Annotated in this window: 17 protein-coding genes; 5 read left to right on the forward strand and 12 right to left on the reverse strand. The window is 41.7% G+C overall.

What is annotated here, in order from left to right:
* The first annotated feature begins 121 nt into the window (after positions 1-121).
* Both VB836_RS27785 and VB836_RS27790 read left to right on the forward strand, forming a co-directional pair.
* On the forward strand, positions 122-814 hold the full coding sequence (locus VB836_RS27785; RefSeq protein ID WP_323224445.1) for a diacylglycerol/polyprenol kinase family protein: 693 nt from the start codon (positions 122-124) through the stop codon (positions 812-814).
* Positions 815-1,457: 643 nt separating this feature from the next.
* On the forward strand, positions 1,458-2,669 hold the full coding sequence (locus tag VB836_RS27790; RefSeq protein WP_323224447.1) for an HhoA/HhoB/HtrA family serine endopeptidase: 1,212 nt from the start codon (positions 1,458-1,460) through the stop codon (positions 2,667-2,669).
* A gap of 63 nt (positions 2,670-2,732) precedes the next feature.
* Here the strand turns inward: VB836_RS27790 and VB836_RS27795 are convergent, their stop codons facing one another.
* Complete coding sequence (locus tag VB836_RS27795) at positions 2,733-3,089, reverse strand: DUF760 domain-containing protein (protein WP_323224449.1); 357 nt, start codon at positions 3,087-3,089, stop codon at positions 2,733-2,735.
* Between the two features lie 415 nt (positions 3,090-3,504).
* Between VB836_RS27795 and VB836_RS27800 the strand changes: the two genes are divergently transcribed.
* Positions 3,505-4,230: a response regulator transcription factor gene (locus VB836_RS27800; RefSeq protein WP_323224451.1), complete on the forward strand. Its 726-nt coding sequence runs from the start codon at positions 3,505-3,507 to the stop codon at positions 4,228-4,230.
* Between the two features lie 31 nt (positions 4,231-4,261).
* Here the strand turns inward: VB836_RS27800 and VB836_RS27805 are convergent, their stop codons facing one another.
* The 6 genes from VB836_RS27805 to VB836_RS27830 all read right to left on the reverse strand — a co-directional run bounded on the left by VB836_RS27805 (position 4,262) and on the right by VB836_RS27830 (position 12,402).
* The gene (locus VB836_RS27805) at positions 4,262-5,362 is read right to left on the reverse strand and encodes a hybrid sensor histidine kinase/response regulator (protein WP_323224453.1); all 1,101 of its coding nucleotides are present in this window, start codon (positions 5,360-5,362) and stop codon (positions 4,262-4,264) included.
* 59 nt (positions 5,363-5,421) lie between these two features.
* A complete protein-coding gene (locus VB836_RS27810; RefSeq protein WP_323224456.1) occupies positions 5,422-9,345 on the reverse strand; it encodes a PAS domain S-box protein in 3,924 nt (1,307 codons plus the stop codon).
* 272 nt (positions 9,346-9,617) lie between these two features.
* Positions 9,618-10,025 (reverse strand): hypothetical protein, encoded by a 408-nt coding sequence (locus VB836_RS27815; protein WP_323224458.1) that lies wholly within the window; start codon positions 10,023-10,025, stop codon positions 9,618-9,620.
* A 166-nt stretch (positions 10,026-10,191) separates the two neighbouring features.
* Entirely contained in the window at positions 10,192-10,809 is a 618-nt protein-coding gene (locus VB836_RS27820) for a hypothetical protein (protein WP_323224459.1), read from the reverse strand.
* A gap of 267 nt (positions 10,810-11,076) precedes the next feature.
* A complete protein-coding gene (gene scpB, locus VB836_RS27825; RefSeq protein ID WP_323224461.1) occupies positions 11,077-11,607 on the reverse strand; it encodes an SMC-Scp complex subunit ScpB in 531 nt (176 codons plus the stop codon).
* Positions 11,608-11,946: 339 nt separating this feature from the next.
* The gene (locus VB836_RS27830; RefSeq protein ID WP_323224463.1) at positions 11,947-12,402 is read right to left on the reverse strand and encodes a tetratricopeptide repeat protein; all 456 of its coding nucleotides are present in this window, start codon (positions 12,400-12,402) and stop codon (positions 11,947-11,949) included.
* Positions 12,403-12,603: 201 nt separating this feature from the next.
* Between VB836_RS27830 and VB836_RS27835 the strand changes: the two genes are divergently transcribed.
* Positions 12,604-14,457, forward strand: a complete 1,854-nt coding sequence (locus VB836_RS27835; RefSeq protein WP_323224465.1) for an iron uptake porin — start codon at positions 12,604-12,606, stop codon at positions 14,455-14,457.
* Between the two features lie 356 nt (positions 14,458-14,813).
* Complete coding sequence (locus tag VB836_RS27840; protein ID WP_323224467.1) at positions 14,814-16,502, forward strand: iron uptake porin; 1,689 nt, start codon at positions 14,814-14,816, stop codon at positions 16,500-16,502.
* 507 nt (positions 16,503-17,009) lie between these two features.
* Here the strand turns inward: VB836_RS27840 and VB836_RS27845 are convergent.
* From VB836_RS27845 to VB836_RS27865, 5 genes are all read right to left on the reverse strand, one after another.
* Entirely contained in the window at positions 17,010-17,573 is a 564-nt protein-coding gene (locus tag VB836_RS27845; RefSeq protein ID WP_323224470.1) for a hypothetical protein, read from the reverse strand.
* 120 nt (positions 17,574-17,693) lie between these two features.
* On the reverse strand, positions 17,694-18,074 hold the full coding sequence (locus tag VB836_RS27850; RefSeq protein ID WP_323224472.1) for a response regulator: 381 nt from the start codon (positions 18,072-18,074) through the stop codon (positions 17,694-17,696).
* Positions 18,067-21,573, reverse strand: coding sequence for a PAS domain S-box protein (locus VB836_RS27855; protein WP_323224475.1), 3,507 nt, complete (start codon positions 21,571-21,573; stop codon positions 18,067-18,069). Before VB836_RS27855 ends, VB836_RS27850 begins: the two co-directional genes overlap by 8 nt.
* Before the next feature lie 644 nt (positions 21,574-22,217).
* Positions 22,218-24,086 carry a response regulator gene (locus tag VB836_RS27860; RefSeq protein WP_323224477.1) on the reverse strand — a complete coding sequence of 623 codons (1,869 nt, stop codon included), beginning with the start codon at positions 24,084-24,086 and terminating at the stop codon, positions 22,218-22,220.
* Positions 24,087-24,262: 176 nt separating this feature from the next.
* A partial coding sequence (locus tag VB836_RS27865) for an RNA-guided endonuclease InsQ/TnpB family protein (protein ID WP_323224479.1) occupies positions 24,263-24,717 on the reverse strand: 455 nt, incomplete at its 5' end.

Consider the following 24,717-nt stretch of genomic DNA (forward strand, 5'->3'; position numbering starts at 1 on the left):
GATAATTTCTTGAGCTTTTTATGGTATACTCAAAACAATTCCTCGAGTCAATACAAACATCTTGATTAAGGTTGATGTCAAAATGGCTGATAGTTTAGTTTACTGATTTTGTCAAATTGTGATGTTTATTGTTACTGAAAGTCTGAATATTTGGCAACAAATCGCTTTAGTTGCAGTTTGGTTAGGCGTTATTTTACTCCTTGCTGAAGGTTTAAATCGTTTGATGTCTGTGGAGGCGGAAGTCTCCCGAAAAGTGGTTCATATTGGCACGGGAAATGTTATTCTACTGGCATGGTGGCTGAATATTCCCGCTTGGATTGGCATTTCAGCAGGGGTAATTTCTGGGATTATCGCTCTAATTTCTTATAAATTTCCGATTTTACCGAGTATTAATAGTGTCGGACGCAAAAGTTTAGGAACGTTTTTTTATGCGGTGAGTATTGGTGTTTTAATCGGCTGTTTCTGGCCCATAAATCAACCTCAATATGCTGCTTTAGGGATTTTAGTGATGACTTGGGGTGATGGACTTGCGGCTGTCATCGGTCAGAATTTCGGACGACATCGCTATGAAATTTGGGGAATTCAAAAAAGTTGGGAAGGTTCTCTAACCATGTGCTTAGTGAGTTATCTTGTTTCTAGCTTAATTTTATTCACAGTACAAGGAAATATTTGGCAAACTTGGGTTATTTCTGTGATTGTTGCAGTTATGGCTACAGCAATGGAAGCGTTTTCTAAATTAGGCATTGATAACCTAACGGTTCCTCTCAGTAGTGCGGCGTTAGCTTTTTTTCTGAATCAATATTGGCCGGGATAATCGAGAATTTAAACCCAATTCTTTAACCAAGCTCAAATAATCGTTGTAATAGGATGTAGGGTGTACCCCAAAATCAGCTTTCCCGGTTAACTCAGCTTTTGCACAGAGTCAGGCTGAATCAGGCGTTTTTGACCCCGACCAAAGGCATATACTACAAATACTGGAAAAATCAGCCGCGTCCATAGCCCAAAAGTACCATGAATCCCTTCAAGAGAGTAAATCTCGCTTATGCAGGTGCTAAGAAACAGAAACCCAAATCGTGAGGTTTGGGAATCCCCTTCGTTTACGGAGGGGAGGATGTCAAAATCCATCAGGTTAAAGATTTTTGGATTAAATTGGAAATATGAGATTAAACAGGGCATAATCTTTAGGTATCTTTGCTATCTCGACCGTTGAATTCAGTCAATACAGGTTTTTGAGGGGGTGAAGTCGGAAAGGAAAAAGGGGGAATCTCACGGGGAACCCTGGGCTGATGTGGCATCCATCTCGATACCTAAGTGTTTAGCTAACAGATTTCACGAATTGATCGTGATAGCTTCAGAAAAAGGGTTAGCCCGTCTCGCTTGTTTGACTTCCAACTTCAAGTACAGACTCCAGCAGATTTCTTGCTCGGGGAGATGACGTATCCATCGGAAAAGTGCAGATGAACTTGTCTTTAAAACAACTCACAGTATACTTGGCTCTACTCTCAATCGGTGGTGGCACAGGATGGTTAGGAAATCGCTACCTGCAAGCGAGAAACCTGACTCACAACTCCCCCGCAGTTCCCGTGGTTCGTCAGTTACCTGTGAACACAGAGCCTTTGGTTGCAGAAAATCGAGTCGTTGAACGCAGTAGTTCAAACTTTATTGCGGAAGCTGCCGAAAAGGTCGGCCCGGCGGTTGTGCGAATTGACGCGGCTCGTCAACTCTCCAGAAATGAGCCAGGATCTCTGAATAATCCCCTGTTTAAACGGTTTTTTGGTGATCAACTCCCGCAGTCTGATGAACGGGTACGACGGGGAACGGGTTCAGGCTTTATTGTTGCGGCCGATGGTCGCCTGATTACGAATGCTCATGTGGTTGATGGCGCAAATACGGTACTGGTTACTCTCAAAGATGGTCGCACTTTTGAAGGCAAAGTTAAAGGGGTTGATGATTTAACCGATGTAGCGGCGATTAAAATTGATGTCAAAGATTTACCGATTGCTCCGATGGGTAGCTCTGAGCGGATTGTTCCGGGACAGTGGGCAATTGCCATCGGCAATCCTTTAGGATTGGATAATACTGTTACAGTTGGGATTATTAGTGCGACTGGTCGAACGAGTTCTCAAGTGGGGATTCCCAACAAGCGAGTCCGCTTTATTCAAACGGATGCGGCGATTAATCCGGGGAATTCGGGTGGGCCGTTATTGAATGATAAAGGACAAGTGATTGGGGTGAATACAGCAATTCGAGCCAATGCACAGGGGTTAGGATTTGCCATTCCGATTGAAACGGCTGTCAGAATTGCTAATCAGTTATTTGAAAAAGGCAAAGCGGATCATCCATTCCTTGGAGTTCAAATGGTCGAGTTGACTCCGAAAATTAAAGAAGAAATGAGTGAACAGCTTGAAGTGAAGTTGATCAAAGACCGAGGGGTATTGATTGTGAGGGTTGTGGAAGATTCTCCTGCGGCTAAAGCCGGGATTTTAAAAGGAGATATCCTGCAAAAAGTTAGCGGTATTGCGGTTACAACACCTGCTCAAGTTCAAGAAGAAGTCCATCAGAAGGCCGTTGGCGAGGAATTAGCGCTCGAAATTAACCGAGAAGGTCAAGTTCAAAACCTCAAACTCAAAACCACTGTTTTTCCCGAATCAGCTTTGTCTGGAGATTGAAGGATGGGCAGATTTCAAACGTTAGAGCGGGAATGGGATGTCAACTATCCCCGCTTCTGATGCTTACTCCCGTTTTTCCCGATGTGCGGAATTGGGAATTGTTGAAGAAATATCACCGAAACTTTCATCAAGCTGCATCCGTTGTTCCATTTGACGCAGAAAATACCCCGTCATCATCGCCGAGGCTAACAAACTTGCGAGGTTGTCCCGGCTGGTTGTAATTTGTACATCAAAGTCATCTGAGGGTAAAACACCAATCAATCCCTGTACATTTCTCGAGATAATTTCCTTGATTTCTGGGCTAGCTGATTGAGCGATATGAGCCAGAAGGTCTGGATGTTGATGTTGTAAATAACTCAGCAAAGCGTTTTCCGCAGTTTCGTTACCATTGGATTTGATAAAGTCGGAGTAAAAGACCATGAGGTGATTCCGAATGTCTGGCTTCTCTACTTCTAGTTTAAACCATAGCGCAAAAAGTGGTTAAAAAAAATAGGAAAAAATTTTGATGCGGGGGTTAAATTTTACAAGAACCAACCCAGCAGACCTAAGCTAGAGTTGATTTGAAGCAGTCTTTGAGTGATCAGCGACTCAGTTGCTATTCTGAGCTTCACAGCTACCGCTCAAGATTCTGTCAGATGCTAGGAAAATAGCATAGCAGACTCTATTTCATCTGCACAAAGAGTATCAACCCGGATTTTTTTCACTTCAGTTGGATTAATTAATGATCGAGTCAGGAAGTGAAGTATAGAGTCTCAGACTTGTCCAACACCAGATCCGATCAGACTCAGCCTCATGTTACCTTAATCTGTAATTACTGTTCTTGTAATGACTTACCATGAAAAATATTTTGATCGTAGAAGATGATCCTGATATTAGAAACAATCTCAAGGAACTCTTAGAACTTGAGGAATATTGGGTTTGGGAAGCGCGTTCAGGAGTTGAAGGATTACAGGTTTTTCAACAAGAATCTATCGATCTGGTGATTTCTGATATTATCATGCCGGAGATGGATGGTTTAGAGTTCTGTCGTCAGATTCGCAACAGTCAAACGGGGAAGTTAACGCCTTTTATTTTTTTGTCAGCAAAAGGTGAATTGTCAGAGCAAAAAAAAGGATATAACTACGGGGCTGATGAGTATTTAGTTAAACCTTGTAGCCTGGAAAAATTAAAACTCAAAATTGAAGCTTTATTAGAGCGAACTGAACGCATTCACCGAGAAATTGCTGGCTTACTCCAAAAATCGACTGTGCCTTTGACAGAATCACCGCCACCCCGTGAAAATATATCTCAACATCAAAATATATCTCAACATCAAAAACCTGAATCTTTCTCTCAATTCAAAAAGTTAATTCTCACCACGGCTGAAGAACGGGTCTTTTTTGAAGTGATTCAAGGCTACACGAATAAAGAAATCGGTGAACATTTATTTATTAGCGATCGCACCGTTCAAGCTCATCTGCGAAATATTCTCCGTAAACTCAATCTTAAAAATCGTTCTCACCTTGTTCGTTTTGCCTTTGAAAAAGGCTATAAACCTCAACAAAACTCGGTCAATTTCTAAAGAATCAAACGATTTTGTGTTTATCCCCTGTTCAAATTGAATCCAGTTCTAGGGTAAATATTGCGCCTTTGGGATGATTATCGGTCACTGAAATTGTCCCTCCATGAGCTTCAACTACCATTTTACAAAACGCTAAACCTAACCCCGTTTGAGAAACATTTTTCATCAGGGTTCCGACTTCATATTTTTCAAAGATACTGGTTCGCAATTCTTCACTAACTCCCGGCCCCGAATCTATCACTTTAATTTTCGCTCCGTTTGGGTCTACAGACTCGGCTATGAGGATAATTTTACTCCCGGACGGAGAGAATTTTAAGGCGTTAGAAAGTAAATTATCAAGTACCCGTTGAAATAGAGGCAGATCGACGTTAATTGTACGGGGTTGTTGAGGAATATCACTCAGCAACTCAATTTCTTTGCTGCTGGCGAGAGCGGCAAAATTTTCAACAGCAGAGCGACAGATTTCACCCAGATCAATACCAGAACGATCCAAAACCATTTTACCGGATTCCAGTTTAGCCATCGTTAGCAAACTATTAATTAAACCGTTTAGTCGTTTAGAAGCCTGTAAAATTCTATCGGCTTTTTCCTCGCGCTTTTCCGGGGAGAGTTTGGGATGTTTGAATAACTGGGTGTCAAAAATAATAGAAGTGAGAGGATTTCGCAGATCGTGAACGATCATATTCACCATATCTTCGCGCATTTGTAGGAGAGATTGCTGTTCTTTGAGCAAGGTTTGTAAGTGGTCATATTGTTTTTTTATCCGAATCATCGAATCCAATCTTGCTCGCAATTCCACACTATTAACCGGTTTACTTAAAAAGTCATTCGCTCCGGCTTCTAAACAAATTACAAGGTCTTTTTTTGAACTCAAAGCCGTGATCATAATAATCGGTATGTGTTCCCATTTTGGATTGGCTTTGATGCGCCGACAGACTTCTATGCCATCGAGTTCCGGCATCATCACATCCAGCAAAATAACATCGGGTTCTAGAGTATCTAATCGTTCTAAAGCCTTGACTCCACTATTCGTATAATGCAAAAGATAAGTGTCCTCATCGAGGAAAGTTTCAATGACATCAAAATTGTGGGGTTCATCATCAACGACTAAGATAGAAGCTGTACTATTCATGGTTCGAGTGAATATAAAGTTTGTTATAGAATTTGTCTATTTTTGAGAAAAGTTAGATTCTAATTATAGTTTAGCAAGTTTTGAATCATACCGAGCAATTTTTTTAATTTTAACGGTTTGGTCATCAATTCATTGGCTCCGACTTCCCGACATTTTTCTAGATCTTCAGTCATCGCCAATGCAGTCACGGCAATAATTGGAACTTGGCTCAAAGATGGGTCAGTGCGAATTTGACGAATAGCTTCTAGTCCGTCCATTTCCGGCATCTGAATGTCCATTAATATCAAGTTTGGTTGATATTTTTTGGCCATATCAACGGCTTCTCGACCGTTTTTGGCAATGATTAATTGATAGTTATAGCTGGTTAAATAATCGTAGATCGTATCAATATTAGCCTGATTATCCTCTGCTAATAAAATCAATGAAGAGGATTTTTTAGGTGGGTTTGGTAAATCGATACTCAAGGTTTGAGAAGCAGAAACAGAGGTATTTTCCTCGGAGATAGAGACTTGATTCTGATGGGAATAAGGAAGATAAATGCTGAAACAACTCCCCCCACCGAGTTGACTGCTAACACTGACTTCACCTTGATGTAATTCTACAATTTGTCGCACCAAAGCCAGTCCCAAACCGGTACCGGTATATTGACGGTTGAGGCGACTATCAAGCTGAACAAAGGGTTTAAACAGTTTCTCAAGATTTTCTGAAGCAATACCAATCCCCGTATCTTTGACAGAGATTTTTAGGGAATTTGTCTTTTCGGTTTCCAATTCGGCGATTAAAGTAACTTCGCCTCCTTCCGGTGTAAATTTCATCGCGTTACTGAGAAGATTAATGAACACCTGACGGATTCGCCGTTGATCGAGGGAAATCTTTTGATTGAGTTCTGGAGCAATTTCTGTTGTCAGTTTAATCTGTTTTTTAATTGCTTGTTGACGCACAAAAATCAAACTGTGTTCGAGCAGTTCTTTGAGGGAAACTGAACTGATTTCGAGTTCGAGTTTTCCGGCTTCTATTTTGGATAAATCCAGAATATCGTTAATTAAATCGAGCAAATGTTGGCCGCTAACTTCAATAATACTGATGGCTTTTTGTTGAGCGGGATTGATCGAGCCAAAAACCTCCTCTTGTAAGCCTTCTGACATCCCAATAACTGCATTTAAAGGTGTTCGTAATTCGTGGCTCATATTGGCTAAAAATTCGTCTTTAGCTCTGGTTGCTCGTTCTAATTGGAGATTAGTTAATTCTAAACATTCGTTGGTTTGGCGCAATTCTTTTTCGGCTTCTTTGCGTTCGGTAATATCTCGACAAACACAAATTAAGTTTCCATCTTCTGTGAAAGTGAGAGATAATTCTTCAACAAATGTACTCCCATCTTTGCGCTGTGCTGTGGCTTCCCCTCGCCAGTGACCCTGCTGCATTAAAATTGGAAATACTTCTTGTTCTAAGCGTTGAAGTTCGGCTTTTGAATATAACTGTTGCCAACTTTTACCGACTACTTCTTCCGGGTGTTGATAGCCAAATAGTTTGAGATGAGCTTGATTGAGATAAGTATAGGTGTCTCCCGATAAAATCGCAATACCATCAATTGCAGCTTCTATCGCTGCTAATTTTTGTTTGAGGGTTTCTTCTATTTTTTTCTTTTGAGTAATATCGTTACGAATGGCTAGATATTGAGTTGGTTTTCCGCTACTATTGAGGAAGGGAACAATGGTAGAATCTACCCAATAATAACTACCATCTTTGGCTTTGTTTCTGATTTCACCCCGCCAGACTTCTCCTCGGGAAATGGTTTGCCAAAGATCGGTAAAAAATTCTTTTGAATGATAGTGAGAATTAATTAGGCTATGGGTTTTACCGATTAATTCCTGTTGAGAATATTGGGAGATTTCACAAAAGCGATCGTTAGCATAGTTGATCGTTCCTTTCTCGTCGGTAATGGCAACAATAGCCGATTGATCCAAAGCGGATTTAAAATCTGATAATTCTTTGAGGGTTTTCTGTAGTTTTTTATCCGCTTCTTTGCGCTCGGTAATCTCCCTAAAAATTCCATCACTTTGGAGCAGTTTACCTTTTTTATAAACTCCGTTTAAATTGCCTTCTACCCAGATTTTATTTCCATTTTTGGCGATCAGTTGAACTTCCAACTTTACAGCAGAAATACCATTAATTATAGAGTTTAAAACCTGTTGGCACTGAGAATGACAAGATTCACAATCGGGATGAATAATATCAAAAATAGATAAGTTTTCCAGGTCTGCTTCAGTATATCCGAGAAAATTTCGCCATGTTTTGTTCACAAATAAAATTTGTCCATCTGGCGCAACACTCTGAATTAAGTCCGGCGCATTGTCAAAGAAATTTTGTAGTCTGGCTTCTCTTTCTTGTAATTCTTCGGTTCGCTGTTGGATTTTTTCTTCTAGTTGTTGGTTGAGTTGACGAAGGTTTGCTTCTGCTTGTTGTTTTTCTTGAAAAAGTTGAGCTTGATGGATGGCGATCACCAGTTGTTGCGCCACATTATCTAAGAAATCAATCTCTGTATTTTGCCATTCACGAAAATTATCGCATTGATGTCCGATTAATAATCCCCACAATTTATCGTTAATAAAAAGCGGAACAATTACACAAGCTCTTACTTGATTATCTTCTAAAAAGTTTACATAACAATCGGGATATCCAACCTGATAAATATTAGAAATATAATGTATTTTCCCATCGGAGTAATAGGATATCAAATCTTCTTGAAAACAATCATCTTGAATCACAATCCCCAGAATATTATTCCAATTTGAAATAGATTCGGCAACAATTTTACCCCGAGAACCCGAATAAAGCTGACAGACCACCATGCGATCGCAATCAAGAAACTCCCTAATTTTTGTTACCGTTATTTGCAGGATATTTTCTAAATCCAAAGTGGCTCGAATACGACTGGTAATCTGAGTCAGCAGTTGTTCTCGTTTCACGGAATTGGTCAAGTCTTGGGTGCGCTCTTTAACTTGGTGTTCAAGTTCCTGATTGCGAGTGACAATCAATTCTAATTTCTCGGCTTCTAGATAAGATAATTTTTTCTCTAAAACTTCAACTAACTGATAAACTTCTAAAGGATTAATGGCTTGTAATAACGTGGTTTGAGTCACAATTCCAAGTAAAAATCCCTCCTCAGAAGTGACAACAACACGACTCACCCCTTTTCCGTACATCAACATTCGGACATCCCAGAGAGAATCATTGACACCCACAGAAAAAACCGGAAAACTCATCACGGTTTTGGCTTGGATTTTATCCAAATTTAAACCTAAGGCTTGAAACTGTACGATATCTCCTTCGGTCACTAAACCAACCGGAACTAGACCTTTTGTTTGAGTATCTTCTCTCGTTTTTTCTTCTACAAGAATCACCGAACTAACCCGATGAGTCGCCATAAGTTTAGCCACATCTCGCACGGAACAAGTGGGTGAAGCTTGGATAGTTTGAGTCATCATTACTTCTGCAACCCGTCGCAGTCGGAGTAAATGAGCGGGACGCAAAATTTGGTGTAGGGTAGCGTGACTGAGTAAACCAATAATTTCTTGATGATCGTCCAAAACGGGTAGATGGCGAATGCGATGACGCTGAAATAAGTTTAAAATTTGAAACAAATCTGTAGCATCAGACTGTCGCAATGTGATAATATTTTTGGTCATTACATCCCCAACAGTTTGACGGTGAAATTGAACCCCTTTCGCACTCAAACGTACAATATCCCGTTCTGTTAAAATACCGACTAATTCTTTCCCCTCCACAACGAGAAGACAACTGGCTTTAGCTTTTGTAAAGAGTAGGTTAGAATCTCGTTCTATTTCATCCAAAGAACAAGTAGATACATGGCTACTCATTAAAGTCAGAGCATCACTGATGGTTGTTTTTGGTGTGACAATTAAAGGATTGCGAATCAGTGCTTGTTCCCAGAGTCCATCTTCCAAAACTGAGTTAGATAACATAGCCAGTTCCTGTAAAAAAAAATAAAATAAAGTCCTATCGCTGTCGAGAAGTTGCTCGACCCCAATTATAGGGGTGCTGAGTCTTCTATTTTTAGAATAAACTGTTTAACTTTATTTAGCCACCGTGTAATTACTGAACTTTTCAAAATTTTTTAAACATTAATAAAAACTTAAAATGATTTCCAAGCCAAAAAAGGAGATGAAGTTTTTTTCATCCCCAAGTGTTTGTATTGAAAAATTTTATTCAGCTTCGTAACTTTAGATGACTTCAGTTATAGTACAGAGAAGCTAGAATCATCTACGGTTCCACTGATGAGCGGATCGCTAGAAGTTGGATCGCTAACCGTTGCATCTAATAGCGGATCGCTCGTACCAGTGCTAGAATCATCTACGGTTCCACTGATGAGCGGATCGCTAGAAGTGGAGTCGCTAACCGTTGCATCTAATAGCGGATCGCTGCTAGTAATCGATGAATCAGCAGTAATCAAACTGGTATCATCAGTGGTCGGATCACTAACCGTCGCATCTAATAAGGAATCACCCGAGGTTGAATCACCAACCGTCGCATCTAATAAGGAATCACCCGAAGTTGGATCACTAACTGTTGTATCTAGTAAGGAATCACCCGAGGTCATCGTTTCACCCGTCAGAGGATCATTAGAAGAGAAGGTTAGAGACATCCGCTAAACCGCTAATATTTTTATAAGCTAAAAAGCCAGCTATTAATCTACGCTAAATGACGGATATATATAAGCGATTTAGCTGATCAAACATAAAAACCCGATGCGCGCTAAAGTTACCGGGTTTTTGGGGAGACTTCAGTTTAATAACAGTGGATTATTTCAGCTAAAATAAGGAGAAGCTAGAATCACTGACAATTCCATTGACGAGCGGATCACTTGTAGCTATCATGGGATTATTTACTGTTCCTTCCAATAGCCGATTGCTTGTACCCATTACAGTTGGAATACTGACAGTTCCCTCTAAAACTAGATTACTCATCGCCATCATTGGATCAGTAAAAATTAGACTCGTATCAATCGCCATCGGATCACTCACTATCATCTCTAACGCAGGTTGATTAATCGGAGTGATAACAGTCGCATCACCGACAAGATTAGGAGGGATAATCCTCTCACCTGTTACGGGATCAAAAACTCCTTCCGGGTTCATTTGAAATTGACTATTGATCAGATGATTAACTTGATCAACAGTTTGATTGATAATCGGATCAATTTCACCAATCAGTTGATCAATTATTGAGTCTGTGTTTTCATTTAAGCCTTCATCAAGAATATGACTGACTTCCTCCATCATATTACCGATACTCTGATGAAGACTATCCATGATTAGATTCATCGTTCCCCGAAGATTTTCAATCAGACTATTAGGAGTCAAGACGTCAACAGGTTCAGCAGTCTGTAAATCATTCGGTAATACAGCCGTCAAAAATGAAGTTTCCATAGCGATATCTCCAATCTTTTGTGAATGTAATTGTTTTGTAGGTCTTTTTAGACTTTTATTTCAAAGTCTGAACTTCTAAAAACTTTTTGACTGATAATCACATCATAGTTAGAACAAAAGCCTAAAGACATCAGCATATCTGCCAATTTATCTAAGCGAAATGGCTAGCTTTTGTTAACTCCTAACGTTTTATATGAAGCTTGTTAAATCACCCTGAACAATTCTACTTTTTTGAAAAAAATAGAACGATCTTACTTTTAAGTATACCTATTTTCCGTTCAATTTTTTATCCGGTTCATCCTCCCCCTTGATCGGAAAACTCAGAGAGAGTTGTTGGGGAAGTTGATCCACCTGAAAATATTGATGAAACTTTTTCGTGACTTGTAACCAATAGGAGCGAGTTTCTTTCTGTTTTCGCTTCTGAACAAATCCTAATTCAACTAATTCTTGAACCTGTTGATAAGCCCCTGAACCTCTGAGATCAATCAGATCGGTTTGAGTAATTCCTTCATTCAATGCGATCGCAGCCAAAGTTCTTAACGCTCCTACACCTAACTCGGGCTGTATCAAAGTATCCATCAGCTCCCCGTAGGTTTGGCGTAATTGTAGCGCGTAATATCCCTTCTGTGTTTCTACCACTTCTAACGCACTTTCTCGATGAGCATAGTCTGACATGAGTTGAATTAAAGCATCTTCGACTTCCCCGCGATCGCATTTGATTAATTCCGCCATATCGGTTAAGGAAACCGGTTCACCTTTGAGATACAAAATGGCTTCTACTTTGGCTAAAATGCTCATAATTTCAGAAAAATGAAGATCAATCTAGAATCGCTTTTCAAGGAAAATCTTGAAATTGACAGAGGAAATCAAAATTTTCACTCAACAGGAATCTGAAAGCAAGTTACAGATGACTTACCCCAAACCTGCTAGGAATCAGATGTCAGATAATACCATACTGTTTCGCTTGATGATGGGATGTGGGGTGTAAAGAGGGGCGAACTTTCAATCAATTGGGGAATTCTTGAGCAATCCTACAGGGACAGCTCTAGTTAATCTAGATAGATTTTAAACTTGACCAAAATATCTTCTCAGTTTAAATAGAATCCTGTAAAAAACCCTAAAAATTGTAACCGGAATCTAGGATTTTGACGATTGAGCTAACTTGCGAGCGCGAAGGGCTTCTAAATGTTGTTTGAGTAAAGTAATTTGTTCAGCCTTTTCTTGTTGTCCATACAACTCACTTGCACTGAGTAAATTGACAACACTATTATCATCTTGACGCAGATTTGCATAGGCTAAACCGCGATTGTGGTAAGCTTCAGCAAGCGTCGAAACCTGTTGAATGGCTCGAGTGAAGTAATCAATCGCTTGACGATAATTTTTTTGTTGATAGGCATTATAGCCCTGTTGAAACTGAACCGACGCTTCTGTTCCGGCTTCTGAGTCGGGGACGCTCAGAGGTAAAGGAATGGCTTGTTCAAACAAGATAGAAACACTACCCGCACCCCAGTAAGCATAAGTCATCACAGTGATTCCAACACCCGCAACAACAGCAACCAATATAAACCAGGTTAAAAAGCTCGCAATCTCCATAGGGCAGGAAATCTCAGGTTAATAACGACTCAAAGATAATAGCATTTTCAGAATGTCGGGGGGGTTAGGTGTCAGGAGACTCTCAACAGTGACCAGTTCTCAAAATTTGCTGTAGAATGACCCATAATAGGACAAAGAGGAATTGGATATCATAGTAAAATCTATCCACCCAACCTCTGATTCGTGTGAGGAGAGAGAGTAATGTCAGACCGTTCAATCAAAGCTTGGCTGCTAAGTCCGGCTATTTTAAGCGCAAGTTTGATCGCCTCATCGGCGGCGATCGCAGAAGTCTCTGTTACCTCAGAGACAGAATCAAAAATCTGGGAAATCGCTACAGAAGCTACCCCATTGACAACAACGTATCCTGAACTCACCGTATCAGAGCCGTTGGAACAGTTAGCTCAAGTTCCTGTTAATCCTCATAGCGGTAGTGTAGGCGGACAGCAAAACCTCAGTCAAGTACAGGTTTCTGACTTAGACTCTGGGATGAATGGGGCTGATCCGGTGAATGTCAACTCTTCTCAACAGCTTAATGAATATTTTCGAGAAGGTCGAAATTCTCAGAAAAAACAGCAAGTCACCTCTGTTTCTCAGTTGTCAGACGTCCAACCAACAGACTGGGCGTTTCAGGCGTTACAGTCTCTCGTTGAACGCTATGGCTGTATTGCAGGATATCCAGATGGAACTTATAAAGGAAATCGGGCTTTAACCCGTTATGAATTCGCCGCAGGGGTTAACGCTTGTTTAGAACGCATTAACGAACTAATTGGTGCGTCTACCGCCGACTTGGTAACACGCGAAGATCTGGCTAAACTGCAACGGTTGATGGAAGAATTCGCGGCGGAACTGGCGGCGTTGCGCGGACGAGTCACAGTTCTCGAAGCCAGGGCTGCTGAACTTGAAGCCAACCAATTCTCCACAACCACTAAATTAAGAGGGGAAGTCATCTTCTTTATCGGAGATACTTTTGGCGATCGCGCAGAATACACCACAGTAAGTGGCCCGAACGTTGATGATGAAGAAGACCCGACTCAAGCCTATTTCGGCTATCGGGCGCGTTTAAACTTCGATACAAGCTTCACCGGGGAAGATTTACTGCGAACTCGTTTGCAAGCACGAGATGTTCCCAACTTGAGTCGCGAAAACCTGACGAATACTTTAATGAGTCGTCTCGGTACCGATGGCGGTAGCGAAGATTTTACCCTCGATGACCTTTATTATCGTTTCCCGATTATGAACGGTAAAGGTCAGGTCTATTTCGGTGCGAAGAGTTTAGACTTGGATGATATTCAAGATCCTCTCAGCCCCTTCCAGAGTACAGGTGGCGGTGCGTCCTCTCGTTTTGGACGGTATAACCCCACAACCTTCCGTGGCCCTGAAGGAACAGGTTTAGCGTTGAAGTATCAATTTAACGATAAACTGCGAATTAACTTGGGTTATTTAGCCAGCCAGGATGATGCTCCCAACCCAGAAGAAGGTCGAGGTTTGTTCAATGGAAGTCACTCCGCTTCTCTTCAACTCCTCTACGAACCTTCAGACGCCCTGGCGTTTAGTTTGGAGTACAACCGTCGTTACTTCCGAGAAGATGATGTCAGCGTTAGTGGCGGAACCGGAAGTTTCCTCGCTAACCGACCCTTTGGAGATACCGCCACCACAACCGACAACCTGGGTGTTCAAGTTAACTGGCGAGTCGCTCCGATCTTTGAAGTTGGCGGTTGGTTTGGTGCAACTTGGGCTGATGATAAAGGCGGTGGTGGGGGTGATGACCTTGATGCAACCATCATCAACTTTGCGGTGACGTTAGCATTTCCTGATCTGCTGAAAGAAGGCGATTTAGGCGGTATTATCGTGGGGATGCAGCCGAAAGTGGTTTATCACACCCTTGAGCGTTTAGAAGAAGAAAAAACCGGAATTCACATTGAAGCGTTATATCGTTTCCAACTGAGCGAATACATTGCTTTAATTCCGTCGGTTTTCATCGTGACTGACCCTGAACATACGGATGAAAACGATACGATTGTCGTGACGACGTTTAGAACTCAATTCCGTTTCTAAAACACGTTACTCACCACTAAGACACAAAGACACAAAGATTCTCTCTTGGTGTTCTCTGTGTCTTTTTGGTTTTTATTGATAAAAAAGGGTCTATTTATATTGATTAAAGACGATTAAAAATATTAAAAGTTCCCGGAAAAAGATCCTGTTTTATTCCCAAAAAATTGAAGAATAGCTAGAGAAGATCTAACCGCTCAATAGAACCAGAGTGAATCCGAGGAATTTACAGGGATGTAAGCGTGATTAAACGCCTATTAAACCTGAACTGAATTGGTTTTTAACTCCCGCTCTATTGTCCCTTCTCCTCACTGCAAAAAGGTCATCAAACTCAGTTTTTTCGTGTGAGGAAATTCGACGTGTCTAGAAAATTTTTGTCTTCCTGGTTACTCAGCCCAATTCTTTTGGGTATCACTGCAATGATCGCATCGGGAGCGATCGCAGAAGAATCTCCAAGCGCTTCTGAAAATCCCGATATTGCCGATGCTAATTCGGTTTCATCTCCTGAACAATTGGCTCAAGTTCAAAACTCCAATACCTTCGATCAATACACTTCTGAAAGTCAAACACAAGCCCAAGTTACTTCTGTTAATCAACTCTCAGACGTTCAACCGACGGACTGGGCGTTTCAAGCCTTACAATCTCTTGTAGAACGTTATGGTTGTATTGCGGGTTATCCAGATGGTACATTCAAAGGAAATCGCGCCTTAACTCGCTTTGAATTTGCCGCCGGACTGAACGCTTGTTTAGATCAAGTGACCAACCTTTTAAGTAGTGCAACGGCTAATTTAGTGACTCGTGAAGATCTCGCTTTATTGCAGCGTTTACAAGAAGAATTTGCTGCGGAATTAGCGAGTATTCGCGGACGAGTTTTGGCTTTAGAAAGCCGCACGGCTGAATTAGAAGCGAACCAATTTTCCACGACAACTAAACTCACGGGAGAGGTGATCTTTCAGGTGGGGGATACCTTTGGCGATCGCTCATTATATAATGTGGCAGGTGGCCCTAACACGGATGATAGCGATGACCCGACGCAGACTTATTTCGGCTATCGGGCGCGTTTGAACTTCGACACCAGTTTTACTGGGGAAGACCTACTGAGAACCCGTCTAGAAGCCAAGGATATCCCCAATTTAAGCGATGTGGGTTTGAATAATAGCCTGATGACGCGCACGGGTACCGATGGCACCACAGACGGCTTTGAATTGGATGATTTGTATTATCGCTTTCCTCTGGCCAATGGTCGCGCCCAAGTCTATGTCGGGGTGAAAAGCCTAGACTTAGACGATATTCAAGATCCCGTTACGCCTTTTCAAAGTACCGGGGCGGGGGCGGTATCTCGGTTTGGACGTTATAACCCCACAACCTTCCGAGGACCTGAAGGAACGGGTGCTGCGGTAAAATATGCCTTTAATGATAAGGTACAGGTGAATGTCGGCTATCTGGCGAGTGATGAAGATGCACCGAATGCCAGTGAAGGTCGAGGCTTGTTTAATGGCAGTCAGACGGCTTCAGCCCAGGTGTTATTTGAACCCAGTGATCGAGTCGGTATTGCTGTAGAATATAACCGCCGTTATTTCCGTGAGGGGGATGTAAATGTTAGCGGCGGAACCGGAAGTTTTATTGCGAACCGTCCGTTTGGAGATAGTGCAACCAGCAGTGATAATTTAGGCGTACAAGTCAACTGGAAACTGTTAAAAAACTTTGAACTGGGCGGTTGGTTTGGTTCGAGTTGGGCGCAGCAAAAAACCAATGGCGAAGATGAAGCAACGATTCTCAACTGGGCGGTTACACTTGCATTTCCAGATGCGATTCGTGAGGGAGATTTAGGGGGAATTGTTGTCGGAATGCCGCCGAAAGTTGTTGATCACGATATTAACAATTTAGAAGATCGGGATACTTCTATTCATCTTGAGGCGTTTTACCGCTTTCAACTCAATGATAATGTGGGGATTATTCCGGGATTTTATATGGTTACAGATCCCGATCACAACAGTAACAATGATACCACTTGGGTCGGAACATTGAGAACTCAATTCCGCTTTTAAGGCATTGTACAAGACTGACAAACTTGTTCAGTTATCAACTCGGTTTCTGGTGGCTTTTTCCATTGAGAAACCGGGTTTTATTCCGTCAAATCAAGACCGGAATATTTTCTCTTCGTGTCTTTGTGTCTTTGTGTTTTTTGATCCGGCTTTCCGAAGGAATAAAGATCTTTTTAACGCCGAGCATCCGAAGATCACGACTGATTGCTAAACTCGCAAACTTGGCACGGACTCAAACTCACTCAAATAGCTTTTGATTGAAGTCGAAAAAACGGGCTTTGAGGCATGATCAGAAGAATTTTTGATTCGATGTGAAAAAGCCTGATTGTTCATCCAATCTCCCAAATTAGGCATTTCTTGCTTACAATGAGGGCAATACCAATAAATTTGGGAATGACGGACGTGACGGAGTAAGGTAGATGAGCAGCAAGGACAGTTATTCATGATTGGTGCTTAATTAAACTTCTGATTTTATGAGATCGTAAATTGAACAATTAAAGACTTTGATGATTACTCACTTTCCTGAGAAAAATCAGTCTTTAAAATCTCCTTAAACAGAAGGTATTCTTCAACCGAACTTTCCGCTAATAATAAGGTTTTAGCGGCCGGACTCAGCCTCAATTGATCTTGAGATGTAAGCTGAAAATCTTGTTCGAGAATCAATTGACTATTTTTCAGTTTGGAGAAAGCCAATTGTGGCGCTAACATTTTTAAATCGAGTTCGGGCATGAGATAATCAGGATGCTGCAAAATCCACTGATAAGTTCGAGGGTCAGTCTGGGCTAGGTGATCAACCGCTTTCGCTAAAACTCTCTCAATATCAGTTGGACTCGGCAAACTGAGCAAAAAGTTTTTCAAAATGTTAAGCTTGGCTTGGCTTTGAACCTGGAGGACATCAACCGCAATATCAATATAGGACTGATCCTCTTGAGGCTGAGACTGGAACAAAACAGGTCGATAATTCGTTAATAGAGAGAAGGGATTCAATGTCGTTTTAGATGGCTCAATATTGCTCGGATCGAGTGGACGATTCCCAGAGTAATCAGGTTTCTCAATCCTTAAACCCATAGTCATAAAAATCGCCTCAACCCTTGCATTCTTAAGGTACTTTTCAAGCCTAGCGAATCAATGTGAGGATTTTGTGAGATCAAAAGCCCAAAAAATTTAAGTTTTTCTTAACAATATCAGGTGAGGTTAATCCGTCCACCCCAAGAAAACTCGAATTTGATTGACTAAGTTTTGCGCCTGGAAGGGTTTAATAATCACGCCACTCACTCCTAAATTGAGATATTCCTGCTGTTCACTACTTTTGGCTTTTGCGGTTAATAAAATAGTCGGGATGTGCTGAGTTTGAGTCTCAGCCTGTAACTTTTTAAAGGTGGCCGGCCCATCTAAATTGGGCATCATTACATCCAATAAAATCACATCGGGTTGTTGAGCGATCGCCTTTTCTAAGCCTTCTTGTCCAGAAGAAGCAGTAATCACATCCCATCCGGTGATCGCTTCTAGAGTAATTTGGATAATATCACGCACGCCATCTTCATCATCAATCACCAAAACACGTTTATTATTCATCACTTTTTTCCTCTATCTTTACCGGAATACTAAAATAAAAGCAACTTCCTTGATCGAGAATGCTTTCTACCCAAATTTTACCGCCATGTTGTTCAACGATGCTGCGACAAATTGCTAGTCCTAAACCCGTTCCTCCTTTTTGACGAGAGTCGGACGCATCAATTTGGTGAAACCGCTCAAAAATACTTTCCATTTGATCGAGCGGAATTCCTCGACCTTGATCGCGAACAGAAAATAAAACACTTGCAGTCGGAATATTACTGACAAATTCTCTAAATTCCGCTTCTACACTCAACTGAATCGTCGCTTCACTCATCGAGAATTTTATCGCATTACTAATTAAATTCGTCAACACTTGAATCATCCGATCGCCATCCGCTTCAAACTCAATATCTTGGGGGAAAATCTCCAAAATAATCCCGACTCGATTTGCCATCACCTGCATTTGATCTTGAGCAACCCGCAATAAATCCGCCGCATTGACTCGATGTTTAACCAGTCTAATTTTGCCACATTCTAAGCGTTCCAACTCTAGAATATCATTAACCAGTCTGACTAAGCGTTCGGTACTTTCAGCCGCAATTTTAATCACCTGTTGTCCTCTTGGAGACTCAGGTGCAACTAAACCTGTTGATAATAGATTCAGAGCGCCATGAATTGCCGTGAGAGGGGTTCGTAATTCGTGACTGACAACAGAGATAAACTCATTTTTCATGCGTTCTATCGCATAGCGTTCGGTAATATCTTCGCCGATGCTCATCGTACCAAGGGCTTCTCCTTGTAAACTTTGTAAGCGGGTGTTATTCCAAGCAATAATTTTTTCTTCTCCCGATTTCGTAATAATAGTATTCTGATAATAGGTATGGAGTTGATGATCAAGGATTTCGTTAAAAAATTCACGAACTTGAGATCTTTGAGACGCGGGTAAAAACGTGATAAACCAATCTTGTCCTAAAATTTCCCCTTGAGTATATCCTGTCAACTCTAAGAAAAAAGGATTAACATAGTCAATGGTTCCTTGTTCATTTAAACCCACAACTGCTAAACGGACATTTTCTAATAAAGAACGCCAACGTCGTTCAGATTCTTGTAAGGTAGCTTCAGCTTGTTTGCGATCGTTAATATCTGTAATTGACCCCACAAACCCTTTAATATTACTATGAATATCCGTTTCGGCGACAGCTTGACCAAAGACCCAAGTGATGCTTCCATCTGCTCGTTGAAAGCGATATTCTAACTGAAAGGAACAGTGATCGCGCACGGCTTGTTCCCAAGCTTGAAATACGCCATCTCGATCATCAGGATGTAAGGCTTTGATCCAACCTTGACCTAATGCTTCTTCGGGTGAAAGTCCGGCAATTTGACACCATCTTTCATTGACATATAAACAGTTTCCCGCAGCATCCCGGCGAAAAATTCCTACAGGTGAAACTTCTGTTAGAGTAGCATAACGTCGTTCACTTTCTCGCAGGGCGGTTTCAGCCTGTTGACGTTCTTTCATCGCAGCAACCCGTTCACTAATATCACGTAAAATAGCGGTGTAAGTTTTGGTATTTCCGAGTAGCAATTGGGAGATAGAAGCTTCTGTTGGAAATTCGGAACCATCTTGGCGACGCCCATAAACCTCTAAACGTTCTCCACTATTATGGGTGGTTTGATATTTCCAATCAAATTCTTGAATATGTTGACGGTAAACGGAAAGAAAGCGTTGCGGAAGTAAAATGTCTAAGGGTTTATCTAAGACTTCTTCTGCTTGATAGCCAAATATTTTTTCAGCCCCTTTATTAAAGAGGATAACTTGTTGATCTTCATTGACCGAAATAATCGCATCATTAGCATTATCTAAAATTCCAGCTAAACGAGCTTCAGAAGCTAACAATTCTTCGGCTAAAATCGCTCTAGCTTCAATTTCGCGCTGAAGTTTTGCATTGGTTTTTTCCAATTGACTGGTGCGTTGTTCGACTAACTGTTCTAAATGATCGCGATATTGTTGCAATTCTACTTCGGCTTGTTTGCGATCGCTAATATCGTGATACACACCAATTACAGCAACCATTTGACCCTGATGATCAAAGATTGGGACAACAATTGTATCACAAATTCCCTGAGTTTTGTCTTGGCGAATGAAGGTCATCTCACTCAACCAATACCCCTGCTGTTCGATTTGTTTGAGCATCGATTGAGTAGGAATAGGAGTTCCTTCGGGATAATGAACTAAAGCCGAAGTTTGTCCGATGACTTCTGTTTTACAGTAGCCAAACATTCTTTCTGCGCCTGGGTTCCAATCAATAATTCGACCTGTTAAATCTGTCATAATCACCCCATCATAAATCTGCTCAAAAATCAGAGCGTGTCGTTGTAGGGTTTGTTCGGCTTGTTTCCGTTCAGTAATATCAGTCGCGATCAAGACGACAGTGGTGAAGATATTATTCACCCAAATCGGAGCAATTTGAGCGGTATAGACGCGAATTTCTCCATTGGGATTCGTCATCACATATTCAAGACTTTGAACCTGTTGTTTAGTGAAGACTTGCTCAATAATCGCGCTAATAGTTAACTGGTTTTTACAGGGAAATAAATCAATAAAAAGCTCCCCTAAAACCTGTTCTTGAGTCATCCCTTGAGCCGTGCGATTGGCGAATAAAATACGACCCTTGCTGTCTAACTCATAGATATAAATCGGTGCATTAGAAGTGATTGAATGTAAACGTTGAGCGAGAGTTCGATAACGAAATTCACTGTCTCGTAGAGCCGCTTCAACTTGTTTACGGTCGTTAATATCGATCCAGTAGCCAACAATTTCTAGGAGTTTACCGCGTTGGTCTGTGACTAACCGTAGTTCATCTTGTATCCAGTGATAAGTTCCATCCCCATGTAAAAAGCGGTATTCATAACGATGTTGTCCCTGTTCAAAAACGCGAGGTAATTCCGCAAAAATGCGGGGTGCATCTTCGGGGTGAATGTGTTGCGCCCAAAAGCCTGTATCTGCAAATTCTTGACTTTTGTAACCTAAAACCGACTGCACATTATCGCTGATAAAAGTCGCCCCCTCATGTCCCGAAGCCGGACTCGAATAAATAACAATTGGACTGGAGATAATCAGGTGTTGCAGTCGGGCTTGAGCCATTTGTAACTGCTCTTGAGTCAGTTGACGTTCGTTGAGGTCTTGTAGTACCCTTTGATTAGCATTTTGCAGCGCTTGAACGTAGAGGGCGAGTTGTTGTTCAAGTTCGGTTTGAATGGTTTGTAATTGCTCAATTTGGATGAGAAATTGATCGGTTTGACCACCGAGTAAAATTGCCATTCCCCCAATGATGACCAGACTAGAACCAGCTTGAATTAAACTAATTGAAGTTGCACAAATAAAAGTCAGATAGGCAATGTAGGCGAAAAGAAATGTTATACTAAGTAGAGCAGTTTTCAGTCCTCCCCAACTGGCGATTAGAGCAATTGCAGCCATTAGCCCTAAAAATTTTTCGCTATAAGGTTCTCCCGTCAACTCAAAAACTTCTAGAAAAATGATGAAGACCAGCGAGAGGATTCCTCCAATCCATACAGGAGGTTTGAAGTTTAATACAGGAGACCAAAGTGACGGGGAAGAAAACATCGCTATGTTTACGCTCAAGTTAGGATAGGCACTTTATCCTATAGACAAATCAATAATACTGGTGCTACAGATCTTGATTCTAACGTAATTTTTTACCAAAATTGCCGCACACGCCCCTACCTTCAGGTATGGGGATATAAGGCTCTTTCTAATGCTATAATAACTCTACTGGCAGGGTATTCAACCAGTTGAAAAACCCTGCATCTAATCGATGCAATGAACCTTGAAAACTTAAGGTATGGGGTTCTTGCCAGGAATGCTTTGGCAAGATAAAATCTTAAAGCACCAAGTACAGAGAATCAAACATTTTTTTCTCAAGTACGGTAGGGCATACCGAAACTATCTCTGAAATGGGATGAACGACTGGGGAGACGAACCCCTCTGGAGTAAGTTAGGAAACTAGCTTGCTGTAAGGGTTGTCAATGAATCAGTAATCCAAAGCCGTGAGGCTTGGAGAATCCCCTTTCTTTAGAAATGGGGAGTATGTCAAGAAAGTAATCGCGCAGGCAACTGGTGATCAGTTGTACTTTCCGTGTTCAATTGGAAGACATTTGCCGCAGTTGACTTCGTTCGAGACAATTGAGAACCCGTGCAATCAGTTCCGGTTCAACGAGGGGTTTTTGAATATAGTCATCAGCCCCCGCATTCCAGACTTGCTCTACGATTTGACGATTGCGATCATCACAGAGAATAATAATCGATAAATCTTGCCAGTGCGGCTCATTACGAACCACTTGACAGAGTTCAACACCGCTTAAATGAGGCATTGTCAGATCTAAAATTAGCAGATCGGGGGTGGATTTTTCTAAAGTTTGCCAAAATTGTTGGGGGTCATCAAGCAGAATCAGGTGAAATCCCCAAGGTTCTAACACCATTCTGATCCGATCTAAAATCTCCGGTTCGTCATCAATAATCAGAATTTTGCCTTGGAGTGGAGAAGCCGGATACAATACCCGCGTCATCGCATCAATCACTTGTGAAGGTGAGATCGGTTTTTGCAGAAATCCCCGTCCCCCTAAACGGGCGACTTTGACGCGATCGGCAAAGCTTTCTTTAGCGGTAAACACCACAACAGGTAAAGGCTTAGTATTAGAGTTGAGTTCTCGCAGGAGTTCAAACCCCGCTTCTGTGGAGTCGGGAAAACTCAAATCCAATAAGACAATATCGGGCGGATTATCTTGAATCAATTTTCGCGCCTGTTGGGGAGAAATAGCAATTTCAGTCTGAATTTGACGGGCGATCGCAACAGTCGCAATTCCTTCGGCGAGGGCGAGATCATCATCAACGATTAATAATCGAGGCGTGGAACAACCCGAAAGTTCCTCATAATCAGCAGTTGGCAAGGGTAATGCAGGAGGAACGGGCGTTGCAGGAGTCAGACTCAGTTGACTGTTGAGATCGACAAGCAAGGTTGACAGTTGTGCGATCGCTTCAGAAGACAGTTGAGTTTCAGCATTCAACATTTGTTCGATTTCACGACAGTGTTGAGAAGCTTGATTAAACCCAAAGCTTCCGAGAGAACCTGCGAGGGTGTGAGCCTGTGAGAGCGCTTGTTGGAGTAAGCTATTATCGAGATCACCTGCTTGTAAGGCTTTGGTGGCTTGTTCGAGAACGGAAATTCGGGTGAGATAGCTTTCTCGGTGTTTTTTCCAGATGGCGCTTAAATTAACAGTAGGAGAACTGCTGACAACGGAAGTGGGTTCAGGTAAAGCCAGTGCATCGTTCGGGGTTGAGGCGGATTTGAGTCGATATCCTAACCCATAAACGGTTTCAATCCAATCACTTCCGGCGCCTGCTTGTTTGAGTTTTTGTCGTAAGCCTTTGATTTGGGTTCGCACAGCCGATTCTGAAGGCGGATCATCAAAAGACCAAAGATGATCGAGTAAGGCACTTTGACTGAAAATACGCTCGGGATGACGCAGAAATAATTCTAACAGTTCGTATTCTTTGGCGGTAAGTTTGAGGGGGGCGTCGCAGTAGGTGACTTGACAGTTTCCGGGATCGAGTTGAATTCCGCCCCATTCTAAAATCGGAGGTAACGTGTTGTTCCCCCGACGCAATAAAGCCCGAATTCTTGCTAATAGTTCGGACATTTCAAACGGTTTGATCAGGTAGTCGTCAGCGCCTGCGTCGAGTCCTTCGACTTTTTGAGAACTGCTATTTTCTGCCGTCATTAATAAAATAGGAGTGCGATCGCCTTGACTGCGTAGGCGTTTACAGAAGTTAATGCCATTGAGTTTGGGAAGCAGTAAATCCAGCAAAATTAAATCATAGGTTAATGCTTCTGCCAATTCCCAACCCATTAAACCATCACTGGCGAGATCAACGACGTAACGTTGACGGGTGAGTGCGTCTTCGAGTCCTTGTGCTAGCCCTCTGTCATCTTCTACCAGCAGAATTCTCACTTAGACCGATTATCCTCCCTCTGATGGTTGTCAGCAGTCTGTGACTCACAGATCAATGCGAAGTTCTGAAAATGTCTTTAGATCCTGAAAGCTCAAGCTTGAGCGGTGATTCGGTTTGCTTTTTAATTATAGGCTGTACTGCTTTATAAAACTGATATAACGCGGTATAAACCGTGTTAATGTTTATTTCCTGCATCACCCCGGACTGTCAGCAGCACCCGGTCAGACAGGCTTTTAACCAAGAAGCCCTCGGCATAACCTTCTAAATTTAGGCTGGCATTCAAATCACGGTCAATGCTTACACCGCAATTTAAACAGTTAAAAACTCGTTCTTTCAGTGGCATTTCTTGAACGTGACCGCAACTTGAACAAGTCTTAGTTGACGGATAAAATCTGTCAGCAAAAACTACGCTTGAACCATACCACTCAGACTTATACTCAACTTGGCGACGAATTTCATAAAAAGCAGAATCAGCAATAGCACCCGCTAACTTATGATTTTTTAACATCCCAGAAACATTCAAGTCTTCTAACCCGATGACTGCGTGGTTTTTGCATAGCCATGAGGTTAATTTTTGAATTGTATCTTTGCGAATGTTGACAATTCTTTGATGAGCTTTTGCGAGTTTCA

Origin of the sequence: Limnoraphis robusta BA-68 BA1 (genome assembly GCF_034932365.1) — a bacterium.
GTDB lineage: Bacteria > Cyanobacteriota > Cyanobacteriia > Cyanobacteriales > Microcoleaceae > Capilliphycus > Capilliphycus robustus.